Annotated in this window: 14 protein-coding genes; 9 read left to right on the top strand and 5 right to left on the bottom strand. The window is 36.8% G+C overall.

The window, feature by feature from the left end; translation table 11 throughout:
- Positions 1-282 precede the first annotated feature (282 nt).
- Positions 283-885, bottom strand: a complete 603-nt coding sequence (locus tag BN1082_RS18170; protein WP_090636740.1) for an SCO family protein — start codon at positions 883-885, stop codon at positions 283-285.
- Between the two features lie 728 nt (positions 886-1,613).
- Here BN1082_RS18170 and BN1082_RS18165 point away from each other — a divergent pair.
- Positions 1,614-3,533, top strand: coding sequence for an endonuclease MutS2 (locus BN1082_RS18165; protein ID WP_090636738.1), 1,920 nt, complete (start codon positions 1,614-1,616; stop codon positions 3,531-3,533).
- Positions 3,534-3,633: 100 nt separating this feature from the next.
- The gene (locus BN1082_RS18160; RefSeq protein ID WP_090636736.1) at positions 3,634-3,819 is read left to right on the top strand and encodes a cold-inducible protein YdjO-related protein; all 186 of its coding nucleotides are present in this window, start codon (positions 3,634-3,636) and stop codon (positions 3,817-3,819) included.
- Between the two features lie 170 nt (positions 3,820-3,989).
- Here the strand turns inward: BN1082_RS18160 and BN1082_RS18155 are convergent, their stop codons facing one another.
- Both BN1082_RS18155 and yhfH read right to left on the bottom strand, forming a co-directional pair.
- Positions 3,990-4,178, bottom strand: a complete 189-nt coding sequence (locus BN1082_RS18155) for a hypothetical protein (RefSeq protein WP_425412176.1) — start codon at positions 4,176-4,178, stop codon at positions 3,990-3,992.
- Positions 4,179-4,269: 91 nt separating this feature from the next.
- Entirely contained in the window at positions 4,270-4,404 is a 135-nt protein-coding gene (gene yhfH / locus BN1082_RS18150) for a protein YhfH (RefSeq protein WP_090636734.1), read from the bottom strand.
- A 284-nt stretch (positions 4,405-4,688) separates the two neighbouring features.
- Between yhfH and BN1082_RS18145 the strand changes: the two genes are divergently transcribed.
- From BN1082_RS18145 to BN1082_RS27730, 7 genes are all read left to right on the top strand, one after another.
- Positions 4,689-7,232 (top strand): PAS domain S-box protein, encoded by a 2,544-nt coding sequence (locus BN1082_RS18145; RefSeq protein ID WP_090636732.1) that lies wholly within the window; start codon positions 4,689-4,691, stop codon positions 7,230-7,232.
- Positions 7,233-7,363: 131 nt separating this feature from the next.
- Positions 7,364-9,427: a formate dehydrogenase subunit alpha gene (gene fdhF / locus BN1082_RS18135; protein ID WP_342666663.1), complete on the top strand. Its 2,064-nt coding sequence runs from the start codon at positions 7,364-7,366 to the stop codon at positions 9,425-9,427.
- A 293-nt stretch (positions 9,428-9,720) separates the two neighbouring features.
- Positions 9,721-10,530, top strand: a complete 810-nt coding sequence (locus BN1082_RS18130; protein WP_090636725.1) for a 3D domain-containing protein — start codon at positions 9,721-9,723, stop codon at positions 10,528-10,530.
- 556 nt (positions 10,531-11,086) lie between these two features.
- Complete coding sequence (locus BN1082_RS18125; RefSeq protein WP_090636723.1) at positions 11,087-12,367, top strand: ArsB/NhaD family transporter; 1,281 nt, start codon at positions 11,087-11,089, stop codon at positions 12,365-12,367.
- Between the two features lie 27 nt (positions 12,368-12,394).
- Complete coding sequence (locus BN1082_RS18120) at positions 12,395-13,732, top strand: TrkH family potassium uptake protein (RefSeq protein ID WP_090636721.1); 1,338 nt, start codon at positions 12,395-12,397, stop codon at positions 13,730-13,732.
- A 28-nt stretch (positions 13,733-13,760) separates the two neighbouring features.
- Positions 13,761-14,414 carry a potassium channel family protein gene (locus tag BN1082_RS18115; RefSeq protein ID WP_090636718.1) on the top strand — a complete coding sequence of 218 codons (654 nt, stop codon included), beginning with the start codon at positions 13,761-13,763 and terminating at the stop codon, positions 14,412-14,414.
- 129 nt (positions 14,415-14,543) lie between these two features.
- Positions 14,544-14,705 (top strand): hypothetical protein, encoded by a 162-nt coding sequence (locus BN1082_RS27730; protein WP_176699864.1) that lies wholly within the window; start codon positions 14,544-14,546, stop codon positions 14,703-14,705.
- A gap of 46 nt (positions 14,706-14,751) precedes the next feature.
- Here BN1082_RS27730 and BN1082_RS18110 read toward each other — a convergent pair whose 3' ends face one another.
- Together BN1082_RS18110 and BN1082_RS18105 are read right to left on the bottom strand one after the other, a co-directional pair.
- Entirely contained in the window at positions 14,752-14,931 is a 180-nt protein-coding gene (locus tag BN1082_RS18110; protein ID WP_090636716.1) for an H-type small acid-soluble spore protein, read from the bottom strand.
- Positions 14,932-15,178: 247 nt separating this feature from the next.
- A complete protein-coding gene (locus tag BN1082_RS18105; RefSeq protein ID WP_090636713.1) occupies positions 15,179-15,367 on the bottom strand; it encodes a hypothetical protein in 189 nt (62 codons plus the stop codon).
- Positions 15,368-15,905 lie beyond the last annotated feature (538 nt).

Raw genomic sequence — 15,905 nt, 5'->3', positions numbered from 1 at the left:
GTGGATAACTTTGATTAAGTTTGCTGAATCCAGCTCCATAAGAGTATGCTTCGGAAGCGATACCTCGCACGCCGAAAAACGTGAGTTTTTCGACAGAGCGCCTAGCCCCTCTCTGGTCTAAGCCAATCCGTCATGAAGGTTAAAAAGCAACCTTCAAGGCGGCTCGTCTTATGCTTGTCTACAGAAGGCTACCGGCTTCTACGCATTAAGGGAGACTAAGGCACTTATCAGTGCCAAGTCTCCCTATATCGGGGCTGACAAAGGCGCTTGCGCTTTTTGTTCTTATTTTAACTTATCCATGATTTTGTCGTAAGCATCTTTTTGGTTGAAGTTTTCACCCATCGGAAATTTAGCAATAAATTTGTTGTTTTGATCGACTAGGTAGGTGAAGGTAGAATGAATAAATTGGCCATTTCCAGGGTCCTTGTATTGAAATTGTAAGGCAGATGCTACCTTTCCGATTTTACCTTGGTCCGTTTTTATATTTTGTTTGTCACCGGTTAAAAACACCCAGTGACCATCATTTTTAATTCCAAAGCCATTCATGTATCCTTTTAAAATTTCAGGAGTATCATTATAGGGGTCAATTGTAATGGTAACAAACTCAATATCCTTTCCAAATACCCCCGCTTTCTCTAAATCCTTTTTTAATTCAGACATCTTTTGTGTCGTAGTAGGACATATATCAGGACAATGGGTATAGATAAATTCAACAAGCTTTAGTTTCGTTTTATCCTTACCAAAATTATATTGATCACCATTTTGATTTATTAGAGTAATATCTGACGGTATTTTTTCATTTGCATCCCGTATAAGAAAGTAAGAGATCCCAGCAGCAATACCAAGAAACACTGCTAGACTGCAAATAAGATAAATCCTTTTCAAATAGCATCCCCCCCATTTATAAGATAAAGAAGTTTTTTTAAAAAAGATATAGATAATTTGTGAACAAAAAAATGATAAGCAAATGAAGATAGATATCATAATTTTAATTTTTTAAATTCCATAATTGATTAATATTTACATTTGTTGTATAATTTGAAAGAATAAATCGAATTTATAAAGGAGTATGTTTTATGTTAGGTGTCGTTCTTAACTAATCCAAACAATTGGATATGTTCATACCAATTCGTCTTAGGTAAATTTTCAGATGACCTAGGTTTCTTAAGACTGGATTCGGAATGAAGTTAAGAACAATGGGCATATATAAGCATACATCTTTTTACCAATGTTGCTGTGTACATCCGTGTAGGCAGCTTTTAATTTGGAATTTTGTATGAATATGAGGGAAACAAATTCTCGTTATTTTGCCGCAATGACATTGTTCATTGCGGCTTTTTATTTTGGCAGTGTTAAACTTGCCTGTTGATTTGCGCTCCAGGCGCTTCGCTTTCCGCGGGCGTTCCGGGGAGCCTCCTCGGCGCTTAGCGCCTGAGGGGTCTCCCCTGTCCCGTACTCCCGCAGGACGTTGAATCAGCATCCTTGAATCAACACCGCACGAAGGAAATGCGATAGCATTTTCGAGGATCTCGCGCCTTCCGCTCCAATCAACATAGTTTCAAAAATCAACAATGACCTTTAACACAGCCTTTATTTTAAAAGGAGGAAATAAAATGAATAAACATACTTTTAATATTTTAGAATTTGAACAAATAAAAGAGCAAATATCTGCCTGCGCACTAACGAAGGAAGGACGGGAGAAAATAGTAACCATGGTCCCTTCAACTAATAGGAAGCAAATTGAATCATGGCTTGATGAAGTTGCTGAGGCAGTCGATATTTTGAAAAAAAGCTCAAGTGTTCCTGTTCATGGTCTTGATGGAATGGAACATCTATTGAATCAATTTAATAAAGGAATTGTGATCCGCCCAGAACAGTTGTCCAAACTGCTTGATTTCTTAGATTCCTGTGGGAAAATGCGTAGATTTATGAAAGATAAACATTTATTTGCACCGAGAGTTTCTTCTTATGTTGATGCAATTGATGCATTACCTGAACTGGTAAGTGAAATTACCCGCTGCATACGAAATGGCAAAGTAGATGATTATGCTAGTAAAGAGCTTTTGAAGATTAGAAAGCAAATTTCTATTCTCGAGGAACGCCTGAAAGAAAAAGCGATGCAGCTTATCCGCTCAAACAAATATAAAACCTATATTCAGGAAAATGTAATCAGTCAACGAAATGGCAGATATGTGATTCCAATCAAAAAAGAATATCGAAACAAAATAAAAGGGATGGTGCTCGATACTTCAGCATCAGGTTCAACCCTTTTTATTGAACCTGAAGAAATCTCATTTTTTCAGGATGAAATAACTTGGTTTAAGGCTGATGAAGAAGTAGAGGTACAAAAGATTCTTCAATATTTAACGGGTTTAATTGAATCGAAAGAGCAAGCACTTCGGTTAGCGATTGAAACGATGGTACATTATGATTTCTTATTTGCAAAAGCAAAGTACTGTCGTGCTATACATGCGGTTAAGGTTGATATTAATGAAGATGCCGAAATTAGGCTATTGAAAGCGAGGCACCCTCTTCTTGGAAGTAAAGCTGTTCCATTATCACTTACACTTTCAAGTGAACAGAATGCTCTAGTAATAACAGGCCCTAATACTGGAGGGAAAACTGTTACCATTAAGACAGTCGGGCTTCTCACACTTATGGTTCAATATGGACTTTTAATACCTGCAGGGGAGGGGAGTAATCTTTGTATCTTCCAAAATATACTCGTCGATATTGGTGATGGGCAAAGTATTACTGAAAATTTAAGTACATTTAGTTCAAGAATTGTGAATATCATTGATATTTTAAAGGAAACTTCTTACAGAACATTAGTCCTATTAGATGAGCTTGGTTCAGGAACGGATCCGGGGGAAGGAATGGGTCTTGCCACAGCGATTTTAGAAAAGCTTTATGAAAAAGGAGCTTCCATCCTTGCAACAACTCATTATAGTGAAATTAAAGAGTTTGCTGAGGAGCATCCAGGCTTCATGAATGGATCAATGGGATTTAATTTGGAGACATTATCGCCCACTTATCGTTTATTGATAGGAAGGGGAGGGGAAAGCCAGGCATTTGCAATTGCGCTTAAGCTTGGAATCCATCCAAAAATTATCGAGCGTGCACACGCTATTACCTATAAGGAAGAAAAGCAATATTCCAGGAATGAATCAGATCCAGGGAAAATAAAAGAATTAGAAAAACAGATTATTGTTAACAAATATCAAAATCGTAAGAAGCCTGCTAATCAAGTAGTTCAGATCCCTTTGTTTCGTCAAGGAGATAATGTCAAGATTTCAACCACCGATGAGTTTGGAATCATTTATAGTGGTCCAAACAAGCAGGGGAACTATGTTGTGCAAATAAAAGGGGAAAAGATCGAGATCAATCACAAAAGATTGACCCTATATATTCCTGCAAGCGAATTATATCCAGATGATTATGATTTCGATATTATTTTTCACACAAAAGAAAATCGTAAGAAAAGCAAAATTCTAAATAAGGGCCATAACGATGATATAATTATTGATTATTAGGGTTGTGTTACTCGTAGTTCTGTGTTCACTCCTTACTTAATTCATTACTGAAAGAAAACGGAGGTATTGGTGCATACTAAGGGCAAAGGAGGCGTTTCCCATGTTTTTTGGTAAAAGAGCTAAAGATGAGGAAATTGAAAATATCTTGGTGGATACAGAAATCTATTCATGTATCGATGAATCGTGTATTGGTTGGATGAGAAAGGAATTTGTCACAGCTGATTTACTTTGTCCAATGTGTGGGAATGAAATGATTCAAGGAGTAAGAGAACTTCCAAAAATATAGAATAAGAAAAGACTGTCATTCAAAACAGACAGTCTTTTCTTATTGTCTAGCTCCAGCGCCTAGGGGCTCGGGGTCATAAGCCAATCCGTCATGAAGGTTAAAAACCAACCTTCAAGCCGGCTCGTCTTATGCCTGTCGCCCCTGACCAAGGCGCTTCCGCTTTTCTTATTCTATAAATTCTCATTCTGCTGACGGATTTCATCACCAGTAATAATGGTATTTGCTTCTTCAAGGAATTTATGTTCATCTACCGAATCACCAGCAACATTCTTTAGATTGGGGAAAATCGCTCCATTTTGAATAGTTATTTGCGCTTCTTTCGGTGCCGTCGTTAAGTAATCCTCTTTTTTCGTCATCATCATTCATCTCCTTGTAATAAATGTTTCACATAATAAACTTTATTATGCCTAGAACAAGGAAAAACTCTCCATTTGCATGGAGAGTACCGATTCATTCTTCTTTCTTTGCTAAGCAGCGCTCACATTCCATCATATAGCTTTCTGCTTGCTCCTCCATATGCTGCCCACATTCTGGGCATTCCTTTTTAGGCAAATTACGATAAAATTCAACCGGACTCATTAACATAAAACCATTCCTCCTTTTTTAATACAGTTTATTATTTCTTGTTCTGTTGTAGTACAGTATAAACAAAAAAAAGATTTTTGTGTAGACTTTTAATAAAAAAAAATATTTTTTTTTAAAAAAAGATACATTTATCATGGGTAATTATATATTCCGCATTACTAATTGAATAATTACAGGTAAAATAAAAGGGAATTATACTTTTTAACTAAATAGTACTTCACTAACTAAATGGTTTCCATTACAATCATAGTAGAAAACAACGGGGAAAGGAGGGATGCAAAGTAATGGCTGATGTGCTGGTACATTTTCATCCTTATTTTATTATTATAGCCATTGGTTTAACAATCATGGCTTCCTATACTACATTGGATATGTTAACACTAATAAGGTCTTCAGAAAAAAATAAACGGCTATTATTTTTGGGCGGAACTTTATCCATGGGAATTGGTATTTGGTTCATGAATTTCATAGGACTTATTTCCTCTGATATAAACCGGTTTGCAAACTATCAAATACCACTTACGATTTTATCTATATCTATTGGAATCGCATTTGCAGGTATTGGATTCATTTTTTTAACTGGAAAAAACATCCCATTTCTTTATTTGTTCATTAGCAGTCTTTTTTTAACCCTTGCAGTTATCGCTATTCATATTATTAGCGTTTATGCTTTGAATTTAACGAGTCATTATAATATCCCTTTGTTTATATTTTCTAGTTTATTAATTTTTGGATCTTTTTTATTTTCTTTGTGGATTCTTTTTTCTTCAAAAAGCTATTTACTAGGGAATCAAGGTTGGCTTAAGCCAATTAGTTCATTTGTCATGTCAGGAGCGATTGCTGAAGGCCAATTTCTTTTACAAAGATCAACTACTGTAATGACAAACCAACAAGTTCTACAAGCTTCTAATAATGAAAACATGTTCGTTATTTATATGGTATTATTTGTTTCAATCTTAATTATTGGTGGCTTAATTGCCTCTAGTGCACTTATTAGCAAGCAGCTTGCGGTAACAGATACAAATTTACGTGATATTAAAGCTGCGCTTGATGCATCGGCGATCGTGGCAATCACTGACAAACATGGGATAATTTTGTACGTAAACGATAAATTTGAAGAAATTTCAAAGTATAAAAATGAAGAAATCATCGGGAAAAATCATCGCATCTTAAATTCAGGCTACCATTCTAAAGAGTTTTTCCAGGACTTGTGGGAAACGATTAGTAGAGGACAGATTTGGAGAGGCGAAATTCGTAACAAAGCCAAGGACGGTTCATTTTATTGGGTTGATACAACCATTGTCCCGTTCTTAAATCAAAAAGGAAAACCGTTTCAATACATTGCCATCCGTTCCGATATTTCACAACGTAAGCAAGCTGAACAGGATTTATTTGACTCTATTAAGGAAGTTCGCGATATAACCTTTGCACTCAATCAATCGTCAATAGTGGCAATAACCGATGAAAAGGGAAGGATAGAGGTTGCCAATGATAAATTCTGTGAAATATCGAAATACAGTCGTGAAGAATTAATTGGGCAGGATCATCGAATATTAAATTCTGGTCATCACTCGAAACAATTTTTTAAAGAAATGTGGAAAACGATTGGAGAAGGGATGGTTTGGAAGGGCGAAATTTGCAATCGTGCCAAAGATGGTACTTTGTATTGGGTGGATACGACCATTGTTCCCTTTTTAAATGAGAAAGGAAAACCATATCAGTATGTATCGATTCGGACAGATATCTCCGATCGTAAAAGAGCTCAAGAGCATTTGAGCGAAAGAATTAAAGAGATTACAGATATTAAATTTGCCCTTGATCAATCCTCTATCGTTGCCTTTACAGATGCAAAGGGAAATATTACTAGTGTGAATGACAAATTCTGCGAGATTTCAAAATATAGCCGAGATGAAATTATTGGGCAGGATCATCGAATTTTAAATTCTGGTTATCACTCAAAGGAATTTTTTAAAAATCTTTGGAAGTCCATTGGCGAAGGAATCGTCTGGAAAGGCGAAATTAAAAATAAAGCAAAGGATGGCACTTATTATTGGGTGGATACAACAATTGTTCCCTTTTTAAATGAACATGGAAAGCCATATCAGTATCTTGCCATTCGAAATGATATTACCGAGAAAAAGAAAACGGAAGAGGTTCTCCATCGTCAGGATAAGCTTGCCGCCGTTGGACAATTGGCTGCCGGTGTTGCACATGAGATCCGCAATCCGCTTACATCTATGAAAGGATATGCAGAATTTCTGCAGTTAGATGAAAAAGATCCGGAACGTTTGGAGTTTTTAAATATTATTCTAGATGAGATCGAACGTGTGAATACAATCGTCGAGGATTTTATGGTTTTAGCCAAACCAAAAGCTGTCGAATTAGAAGAAAAAAATATTGTTCCCGTGATCAAAAATGTTGTTTCATTGCTTGAGTTTGAAGCGAGAAAGAAAAATGTCCGCTTGTCCTTTGCTTGTGAAGAGGAAATTATTCAAATTGAGTGTGATGAAAATAGACTCAAACAAGTATTTTTGAATTTCATAAAAAATGGCATTGAAGCGATGCCAAATGGCGGCGACTTGTATGTTGAAACGACTATACACGATCATACAGTGCAAATCTCCATTCAGGATACCGGAGTTGGAATTCCAAAAGAAAAATTACAAAAATTAGGGGAACCTTTTTATACAACAAAGAAGAATGGAAATGGCTTAGGATTAATGGTTAGTTTCAAAATCATTGAAAGTCATAACGGTAAGGTATTTGTCGAAAGTGAACCAAACAAAGGCACAACCTTCAATATTTTATTACCGGCTAAAACTGCTTAACAAACGGGAGAATCGTTTCTTCCGTTTTTTCTTTCGTAAAATTGTCAAAAATTTCACAAAAAATAACACTATAAAAGTACTGAATAGATTAATATGAATATAAATGCTTTAATGTTTTTTTGAGGGAGGGAATGGCAATGGGTGGAGCCAATTTGGTGAAAACAATTTGTGGTTATTGTGGTACTGGCTGCGGTTTAATTGTGGAAGTCCAGGATAACAAAATTAAGAAAATTCGCGGTGACAAGGATGCGCCTGTAAACAAAGGGCAAACATGTGTGAAGGGTGCTTTTGCCTATGAATATGTCCATGCAAAAAATCGCTTAACAACTCCGCTTATTAGGAAAGCAGGAGAATTAGTAGAAACAACTTGGGAAGAGGCCTATCAGTTTATTTCACAGAAATTATCAGCAATCAAGTCATTATGGGGACCGAATGCTATCTCGATGTTTGCCTGTGCGAGAACAACGAATGAATCAAACTATATTACGCAAAAATTTATGAGGACGGTTATTGGCAGTAACAATATTGACGGCTGTAACCGAACTTGACACGCTCCAAGTGTTGCCGGTCTGGCAACTGTTTTTGGAAGCGGTTTCCCTACAAACACACTTGAAGATTTCGATAAAGCAGAGGTCTTATTGCTGATGGGCTCAAACACAACTGAAGCTCATCCAATTATTGCCAATCGTATTAAAAAGTGTGCGAAATCCGGGCTTAAGGTAATTGTTGTTGATCCGAGAAGCATTGACATGACTAAAATAGCCCACCGACACCTACAAATTAATGTCGGCACTGATATAGCTCTTATAAATGCTCTAATCCGTGTTATTCTGAAAGAAAGGCTATATAACTCTGATTTTATCGAGAAATTTACAATCGATTTTGAGATGCTCGAAAAGAATGTAGAACCATATACTCCAGAATATGCCGCTGAAATCACCGGCTTGACTCCAGAGGATATTGTAGCAACAGCAAGAGAGTACGCATGTTCAAACGGTTCGATGATTGCCTATACACTAGGAATTACTGAACATCACTGTGGTGTAAATAATGTGTTCGATATTGCTAATTTAGCGTTATTAACAGGAAATATCGGTAAAGAAGGCTCAGGAATTATGCCGCTTCGGGGGCAAAATAATGTCCAAGGTGCAGGGGATATGGGGTGTCTTCCTAACCAATTGGCTGGAGCGATGAGTATTGCTAATGATGAATACAGAGAGCGCTATGAAAAGGAATGGAAGGTTAAATTAAATCCGCAAGCCGGGGACACACAAACAAGGACTTTTGATAGGCTTGAGGCCGGAGAATTAAAAGCTCTTTATGTAATCGGGGAAAATCCTCTCCTTGCTGATGTTCATATGAATCATACGAAGAAAATCTTTGAAAAATTAGATCTTTTAATTGTTCAAGATATTTTCTTAACGGATACTGCAGAACTTGCTGATGTCGTTTTACCTGCACGCTCTTGGGGTGAGGTTGAAGGAACATATACCAATACTGACCGACGGATTCAAAGGGTTCGAAAAGCAGTAGAAGCCGACCCAAATACAAAGGAGGATTGGGTAATCCTTTGTGAAATAGCGGATATGATGGGCTATTCTATGCACTATAACAACAGTCAGGAAATTTGGGATGAAGTTAGAAGGATAGCATGGGAAATGTATGGTGGGATCTCTTATGAAAGACTTGAACATATGTATAGTCTTCACTATCCATGTCCTGACGTCAATCATCCAGGGACGTTTGTTATGCATGAAAGGTATCATAAGCAGGAAGAGCAAAAGAAAAAATCACCTTTTGTACCTGTGGAATTTACACCACCACTTGAGCTTCCTGATAAAGAATATCCTTTTACCCTTACGACAGGCAGACGGTACGAGTCATATAATACCCATTCGCAAACGCGTCATTACGCTGCCGGGGTAAAAATAAAGCAGACAGAAGAAACAGTTGATATCCATCCTGATGATGCTACCGTGCTTGGAATAGCAGATGGTGAAGTGGTTCAGGTTCGTTCACGAAGGGGAGAACTGTTGGTTAAAGCAAAAATTACTGAGCAAGTAGTACCAGGACTCGTATTTATGAGCTTCCACTGGAGTGAAACCCCGACCAATATGCTTACACTTAATGAATATGACCCAATTTCGGGCACAGCAGAATACAAAGCTTGCGCAGTTGCTATTTCTAAAGTATAAAAGCGGATGTGCAAAAATAAAGTGGCAGACCCCTCCTTCTGCAATATTATAGTTAAACTTTGCTACATAAACGACTATATATTGAGAATTAAGCGAGGGGTCAGACTCTTTTGGAACCTCCTCTTTTTTATTACTATAATAGTGAAATAGGTGAAAATACTCAGTTCGTTAGAAATGTTATTGTAATATAATTGCCATGTATGTAAATGAATTAACATCTCCCTGTTCTTTTTATTTGGAAAATCCATGATAAGATAATCCGTGTTAGCTACGAAGAACATGGGAGGAAAAAAATGTTAAGTAAATTGAAAACACTCATAGCAGTTGCTGTACTCTCAGGAACTGTAGGCGCTAATGCACACGCAGAAGAATTAACAGTAAAAAAAGGTGACACCCTTTGGAACATTGCACAGGTACATAACACATCTGTAGAAAATGTAAAAAACTGGAATCAACTTACGACAAACCTTATTCACCCTGGGCAAGTCTTGAAAATCGCAACGCAACAGAATTATATAGTAAAACAAGATGATACATTATGGAATATTGCACAAAGATTTCATGTAACTGTTGAACAATTAATGGAATGGAATCAGTTGACATCCGCCTTGATTCATCCTGGACTAGATCTAGTAATCTATGAGGGTCTTACAAATCCGAGTGAAGAAAATTCTGCAAGGCAGGTACAAGCTGAAAAAGCAACATCCACATCGCAAGTTCAATCGAATAGCGCTCCTCAAGCAGCTGCACCAAGATCAGTAGGAAGCGAAACAAGTCAATCACAAACTGTGACTTCGACAAGTAAAGCTCCTACAAAGGAAATTACCGTTATGGCAACTGCTTATACCGCAGGATGTAAAGGTTGCTCAGGACGAACTGCCACGGGAATCAATCTTAAAGATAATCCAAATACAAAGGTCATCTCAGTGGATCCATCCATAATACCACTCGGAAGCAAAGTGTATGTTGAAGGCTATGGTGAAGCCATTGCCGGAGATACAGGCGGTGCCATAAAAGGAAACCGAATTGATGTGTTTATGCCTACAGAGCAAGCAGCTCTTAACTTTGGAAAGAAACAATTAAAAGTAACGATCTTAAATTAAAATAAAACCCGCCTGTGTGTGCTCAGGCGGGTTTTTTATGTATTTGCAACAATACTGATTTTTTATGATTAGGATATGTTAAAGCCCATTGTTGATTTTGCCACTATGTTGATTGGGGCGGAAGGCACTCGATCCTCGAAAATGCTATCGCATTTCCTTCGTGCGGAGTTGATTCAAGGATGATGATTCAACGTCCTGCGGGAGTACGGGGCAGGGGAGACCCCACAGGCGCTTAAGCGCCGAGGAGGCTCCCCGGAACGCCCGCGGAAAGCGATTGCCTGAAGCGGAAATCAACATGCCAGTTTAACAGAGCCTATAATAAAAATACTCATTCGTAAATATCCCATAAAAATAATTTTAATTAAAAAATCAAAGTATGGTAAAATTTTCTTTGTGAAATATAAAACTGTTTTTTATAATTAACTATTAAGAATGAAACTTTCTAATAAAATTTCAAAAAAATAAATTCCAGGGTGATGGTGATATTTCCTATTTCTTTTTTCAAATTTGAACAAGATTAATAGATAAGAATGATTCATAGGAGAAGAGTGAAAAAATGGGAACACATGCGTTAATCGCCTTGATTATCTTTTTAGTTACATATGCACTTATCATATCGGAAAAAATTCACCGTACCACTATTGCGATGCTCGGCGGATTATTAATGATTGCATTTGGTGTACTGGATCAAAAACTTGCCATCCATTTCATTGACTTTAATACGATTGGTCTCTTGGTAGGCATGATGATTATCGTTGGTATCACCGCGCAAACAGGGATTTTTGAGTTTATTGCCATTTGTTTAGCTCAAAAGGTTAAGGGTGAACCAGTTAGGATCTTAATGGTCCTTAGTTTATTCACTGCCACGGCATCTGCCTTTTTGGATAATGTCACGACCGTGTTACTTGTCGTACCCGTTACGATCAGTATTACAAAGCAATTAAAGGTCAATCCGATCCCATTTTTAATGTCAGAAATATTCGCTTCGAATATTGGAGGGACTGCAACTATGATCGGAGACCCGCCAAATTTGATGATTGGAAGTGCAGTGAAAGAATTAACCTTTACGGCATTTATTAATAATCTAGCATTGATTAATTTCATCATATTAGCAATCACTATCTTGTTGTTTACCCTAATTTATAAAAAACAATTATATTCACCACCGGATCTAAAAAACCATTTGTTAACTAAAAATGCGAAACTAGAATTAAATGATAGGGACCTACTTGCTAAATGTATTTTTGTTATTGCCCTGGTATTAGTGGGCTTTTTTACTCATCAGTTTTTACATATAGAAACGGCAACAATCGCCTTAATTGGTGCATTTATTTTGCTGTTGCTAACAGGAGACAAATATCTAGTAACTGTACTAGAAAAAATAGAATGGACTACCCTTTTCTTTTTTCTGGGATTATTTGTGATTGTTGGCGGCTTAGTGGAAACAGGGTTAATTGCGGACCTGGCAAAGAAAGCTATTTCAATCACAGGTGGAGAATTAAAAGCAACCACGATCCTTGTACTATGGATGAGTGCGATTATTTCTGCATTCGTTGATAATATCCCATTTGTCGCAACTATGATTCCTATGATAAAGGAATTGGGGAAATTAGGGATTACAAATTTGGACCCGCTTTGGTGGAGTCTTTCTCTTGGGGCCTGTTTAGGGGGCAATGGTACACTTATTGGCGCAAGTGCAAATTTAGTTGTCGCTGGTCTTGCATCTAAGGAAGGGCATCATATATCATTCAAAAAATACTTGTTTATAGGCTTTCCGCTAATGATTTTATCAATCGTTATTTCAACCATATATATTTACGTAAGGTATTTATTATAGACAATATTATTGGTAAGGGAGAAAACAATGGAAAGAAAAAAATTTTTTTTAGATCCGCCAAAAACTCTGGTACTAGGGTTTGCCACAATCATTCTAATTGGAGCCTTTTTATTAACGATGCCAATTTCTACTGTCAATGGAAAAGGATTAACCTTTCTTAATGCTCTTTTTACGGCGACCTCTGCAACATGTGTAACAGGGTTGGTGGTTGTGGATACCGGAACAACCTTTACGATTTTTGGACAATTGGTTATATTGTCTCTCATACAAATTGGCGGACTTGGTTTTATGACATTTGCGACTCTTTTTGCCTTCTTATTAGGAAAAAGGATTTCTTTAAAAGAAAGAATCCTGCTTCAAGAATCACTAAATAACTTATCGATGGAAGGAATTGTGAGATTAGCGAAGCGGATTTTAATTTTTACCGGTGTTATTGAGCTGACTGGAGCAGTCATTTTATCGATCCGTTTTTCTTTTGATATGCCAATTGGAAAAGCCATTTATTATGGAATATTTCACTCCATTTCTAATTTTAATAATGCTGGTTTTGATATCATTGGCAATTTCAAAAGCTTAACCGGTTATGTTGATGACCCAACTGTTGTTTTGACAATTTGTTCGTTAATTACGTTAGGTGGGATCGGCTTTATTGTTATGAATGAACTGTTTGAATATCGAATCTCCAAACGACTATCATTACATACTAAGGTTGTCCTTGTAACGAGTGCGATTCTGTTGTTAGCAGGGACGATCGGTATCTTTGTACTAGAATATTCAAATGAAAAAACATTGAAACCATTGTCTTTTTTGGGAAAGGTTCTTGGGGCATTATTTCAATCAGTCACCGCTAGAACAGCAGGAGCAAACACAATAAGTATCGGAGATATGACCCAATCTTCATTATTTTTAATCGTATTTTTAATGTTTGTCGGTGCATCCCCCGGTTCAACTGGAGGTGGTATTAAAACCACAACCTTTGCGACCCTTTTAGGAGCGGTGTGGTCACAAATTCGCGGAAAAGAGGATGTAGTTTTTTATAGACAACGAATTGGCTATGAAACTATTTACAAGGCATTGACCGTCACCTTAAGTGGATTATTTCTTGTCATAATCATGACGATGCTATTAACTATAACAGAGCCTGGGAAAGACTTTCTTTCGCTTTTATTTGAAACGACCTCGGCATTTGGTACTGTAGGGCTGTCAATGGGTATAACTCCAGATCTGTCTAATTTAGGTAAAGGGCTTATAATTTTTACGATGTTTGCTGGCAGGGTAGGCCCATTAACAATCGCTTTTGCGGTAACAATAAGAAGGAACCCTGATGCTTTCCGATATCCGAAAGGTAAAATTATGATTGGGTAGTTATTTACATCTAGGAGGATCTTAAAAAATGGCAAATCAATATGCAGTAATTGGTTTAGGTAGATTCGGAATAAGTATTGCAGCCAAATTGTTTGAATCTGGGCAAGAAGTATTGGGTGTAGATATGAATGAGGAGAGAGTAGAGGAGTCCCATCCATACGTCACCCATTCTGTAATTGCAGATTCTACTGACGCCGAGGCATTGAAAGCGATTGGTATTCGGAATTTTGATACGGTAGTTGTTGCCATAGGCAGTGATATTCAAGCTAGTATCCTTAGCGTTTTACTTGTGAAAGAACTTGGGGTTAAAAATGTGATTGCCAAGGCTATAAATAAACTTCATGGTCAGGTTTTGAGAAAAGTGGGGGCGGATTGGGTCGTATATCCTGAGAGGGATATGGGAATTCGCGTCGCTCATCACCTTCTTTCTCCCAATGTTTTAAATTTTATAGAGATTTCTAAAGATCACAGTGTTGAGGAAGTAAAAATACCTTCTAAGATGGTAAATAAAACATTGCGAGAAATTGATTTTAGAGCAAAATACAACTTAAGTGTCATTGCGATTCGGAATGACAATGAAATCAATATTACTCCTTCACCGGATCAAAGAATTGTCCAAGGTGATGTACTAGTCGTAATCGGAGAAAACAAAGATCTTGAGAGGTTTTCAAAAATTGGATGATGGTAAACCGCTGATTAATGATAAACATCATTAGGAAGATATCTAAACTGGCTCTCAATATTTTCCAAGGAATCGTTTTCAGTACGATTAAGAAGACTATAAATGACATACATTAAAGGAGTGAGGAATATGCCAAGAGGGAAAGAACTTGAACAACTGCCAATGGCGAGTATCGCACCTGGAGCAGGGAAAGATGCCAGTAACTCAAATAGAGAGATTCTGGAAAGTATTGTTCAGCAAGATCAGCCACGACCTGGAGATGTAGAAAAAGAAAATGAAGATATGGTATAGAGGCAGGATAAAATCCTGCCTCTACTAGTATCTTAAAAAATTCGATTTATCCTTCAATAAGTTCATTTATTTCTACAGTTGATCTTTCCTCCAACGGTCCGCGTAAATGGACAGTTGCAGTTCGTCCGTCTTCATTTAATTGGTCAATCCATACAGATACCCCATTATATTTCACTTCAATATCAGCAGCAGAGGACAAAATTTGTTTTACTCGTTTTGCTTCCATTTTTTCACTCCTCATATGTTTGTCGAAATTATTTTTTGAAAAATCATGGTTTTTTATTCAAGCTGATTACTGGGGTGTTCCCGCTTTCTTCTATATATAATAGGAGAAACAGGGATGAAATTATTTTTGGCAGCATTAATCATACGAATATTGGATATTTACTTTTATTCCTATCCAATCTTCAAAAAAACATTTAAAAAAAGGAGGGAATAACACCAGGATTCCTTCCTTATTATGTTTTAAACCACTATCTAGAATAAGGATAATCAATGTCGATCCCGTTAATTGTACCTGCTTCTTCAGGATCCTTTAAACTGTCCATGAAATTTTCAAATTCAATTTGTAATTCTTTTGGGGCTCCGGTCTTTAAATGCCAATTACCAGGCTCTTCAACGAAATAAGGACTTTTAGTAAATTCAGGTCTGATTCTAGGCATATGAATCTCCTTGTATTCAGTTTTTTTCTAGTATTCGCCTACATGTAACAAATATTCAATGACACGATGCTATGACAAACTCTTTTCAAGATAAAACTAAATTCATATTGCATCTTGGTTGCTTCAGGTTTATGATTACATAATAATCAATTAAAGGTAATGAAAAGTACATTAAAAAAGCCCTATATTATATGAAGAAAAAATATTAATTGGTGAAACAAAAAGCATTTCCATCCGTCTTATATATTTGAAGTTGAAAAATAGTCATGTCCAATTTCTATGGATATATAGATAAAATGGTACATATAGTCTCATTATTAGTACTAAAATTATCCCGCATTAACGGGCAGTAAGATCCACTCCTCAAGATTGAGATAGAAGTGAAGAAGAAAGGTGAGAAAACTGCCCGTAAATGCCCGATTGGTTCAACTAACCATCAGTGGGGATGAAGAAAACCCCACTGATGGAAGTTTCACTTTATCTTGTGAAATAAGTTGAATTTTGATGGAAATGTCGAAACTAGAAGAAAAATTTAGTG

It is taken from the genome of Neobacillus massiliamazoniensis, assembly GCF_001048695.1.
GTDB lineage: Bacteria > Bacillota > Bacilli > Bacillales > Cytobacillaceae > Neobacillus > Neobacillus massiliamazoniensis.
The sequence above is the reverse complement of the archived record's forward strand: the minus strand, read 5'-3'. Positions and strand labels throughout refer to the sequence as shown.

What these genes read in the sequence shown, in the direction of transcription:
- BN1082_RS18115 (WP_090636718.1), top strand. Translation starts at nt 13,761, where the DNA reads ATGGCAAATCAATATGCAGTAATTGGTTTAGGTAGATTCGGAATAAGT.
- BN1082_RS18165 (WP_090636738.1), top strand. Translation starts at nt 1,614, where the DNA reads ATGAATAAACATACTTTTAATATTTTAGAATTTGAACAAATAAAAGAG.
- BN1082_RS18160 (WP_090636736.1), top strand. Translation starts at nt 3,634, where the DNA reads ATGTTTTTTGGTAAAAGAGCTAAAGATGAGGAAATTGAAAATATCTTG.
- BN1082_RS27730 (WP_176699864.1), top strand. Translation starts at nt 14,544, where the DNA reads ATGCCAAGAGGGAAAGAACTTGAACAACTGCCAATGGCGAGTATCGCA.
- yhfH (WP_090636734.1), bottom strand. Translation starts at nt 4,404, where the DNA reads ATGTTAATGAGTCCGGTTGAATTTTATCGTAATTTGCCTAAAAAGGAA.
- BN1082_RS18125 (WP_090636723.1), top strand. Translation starts at nt 11,087, where the DNA reads ATGGGAACACATGCGTTAATCGCCTTGATTATCTTTTTAGTTACATAT.
- BN1082_RS18145 (WP_090636732.1), top strand. Translation starts at nt 4,689, where the DNA reads ATGGCTGATGTGCTGGTACATTTTCATCCTTATTTTATTATTATAGCC.
- BN1082_RS18130 (WP_090636725.1), top strand. Translation starts at nt 9,721, where the DNA reads ATGTTAAGTAAATTGAAAACACTCATAGCAGTTGCTGTACTCTCAGGA.
- BN1082_RS18120 (WP_090636721.1), top strand. Translation starts at nt 12,395, where the DNA reads ATGGAAAGAAAAAAATTTTTTTTAGATCCGCCAAAAACTCTGGTACTA.
- BN1082_RS18110 (WP_090636716.1), bottom strand. Translation starts at nt 14,931, where the DNA reads ATGGAAGCAAAACGAGTAAAACAAATTTTGTCCTCTGCTGCTGATATT.
- BN1082_RS18105 (WP_090636713.1), bottom strand. Translation starts at nt 15,367, where the DNA reads ATGCCTAGAATCAGACCTGAATTTACTAAAAGTCCTTATTTCGTTGAA.
- BN1082_RS18155 (WP_425412176.1), bottom strand. Translation starts at nt 4,178, where the DNA reads ATGATGACGAAAAAAGAGGATTACTTAACGACGGCACCGAAAGAAGCG.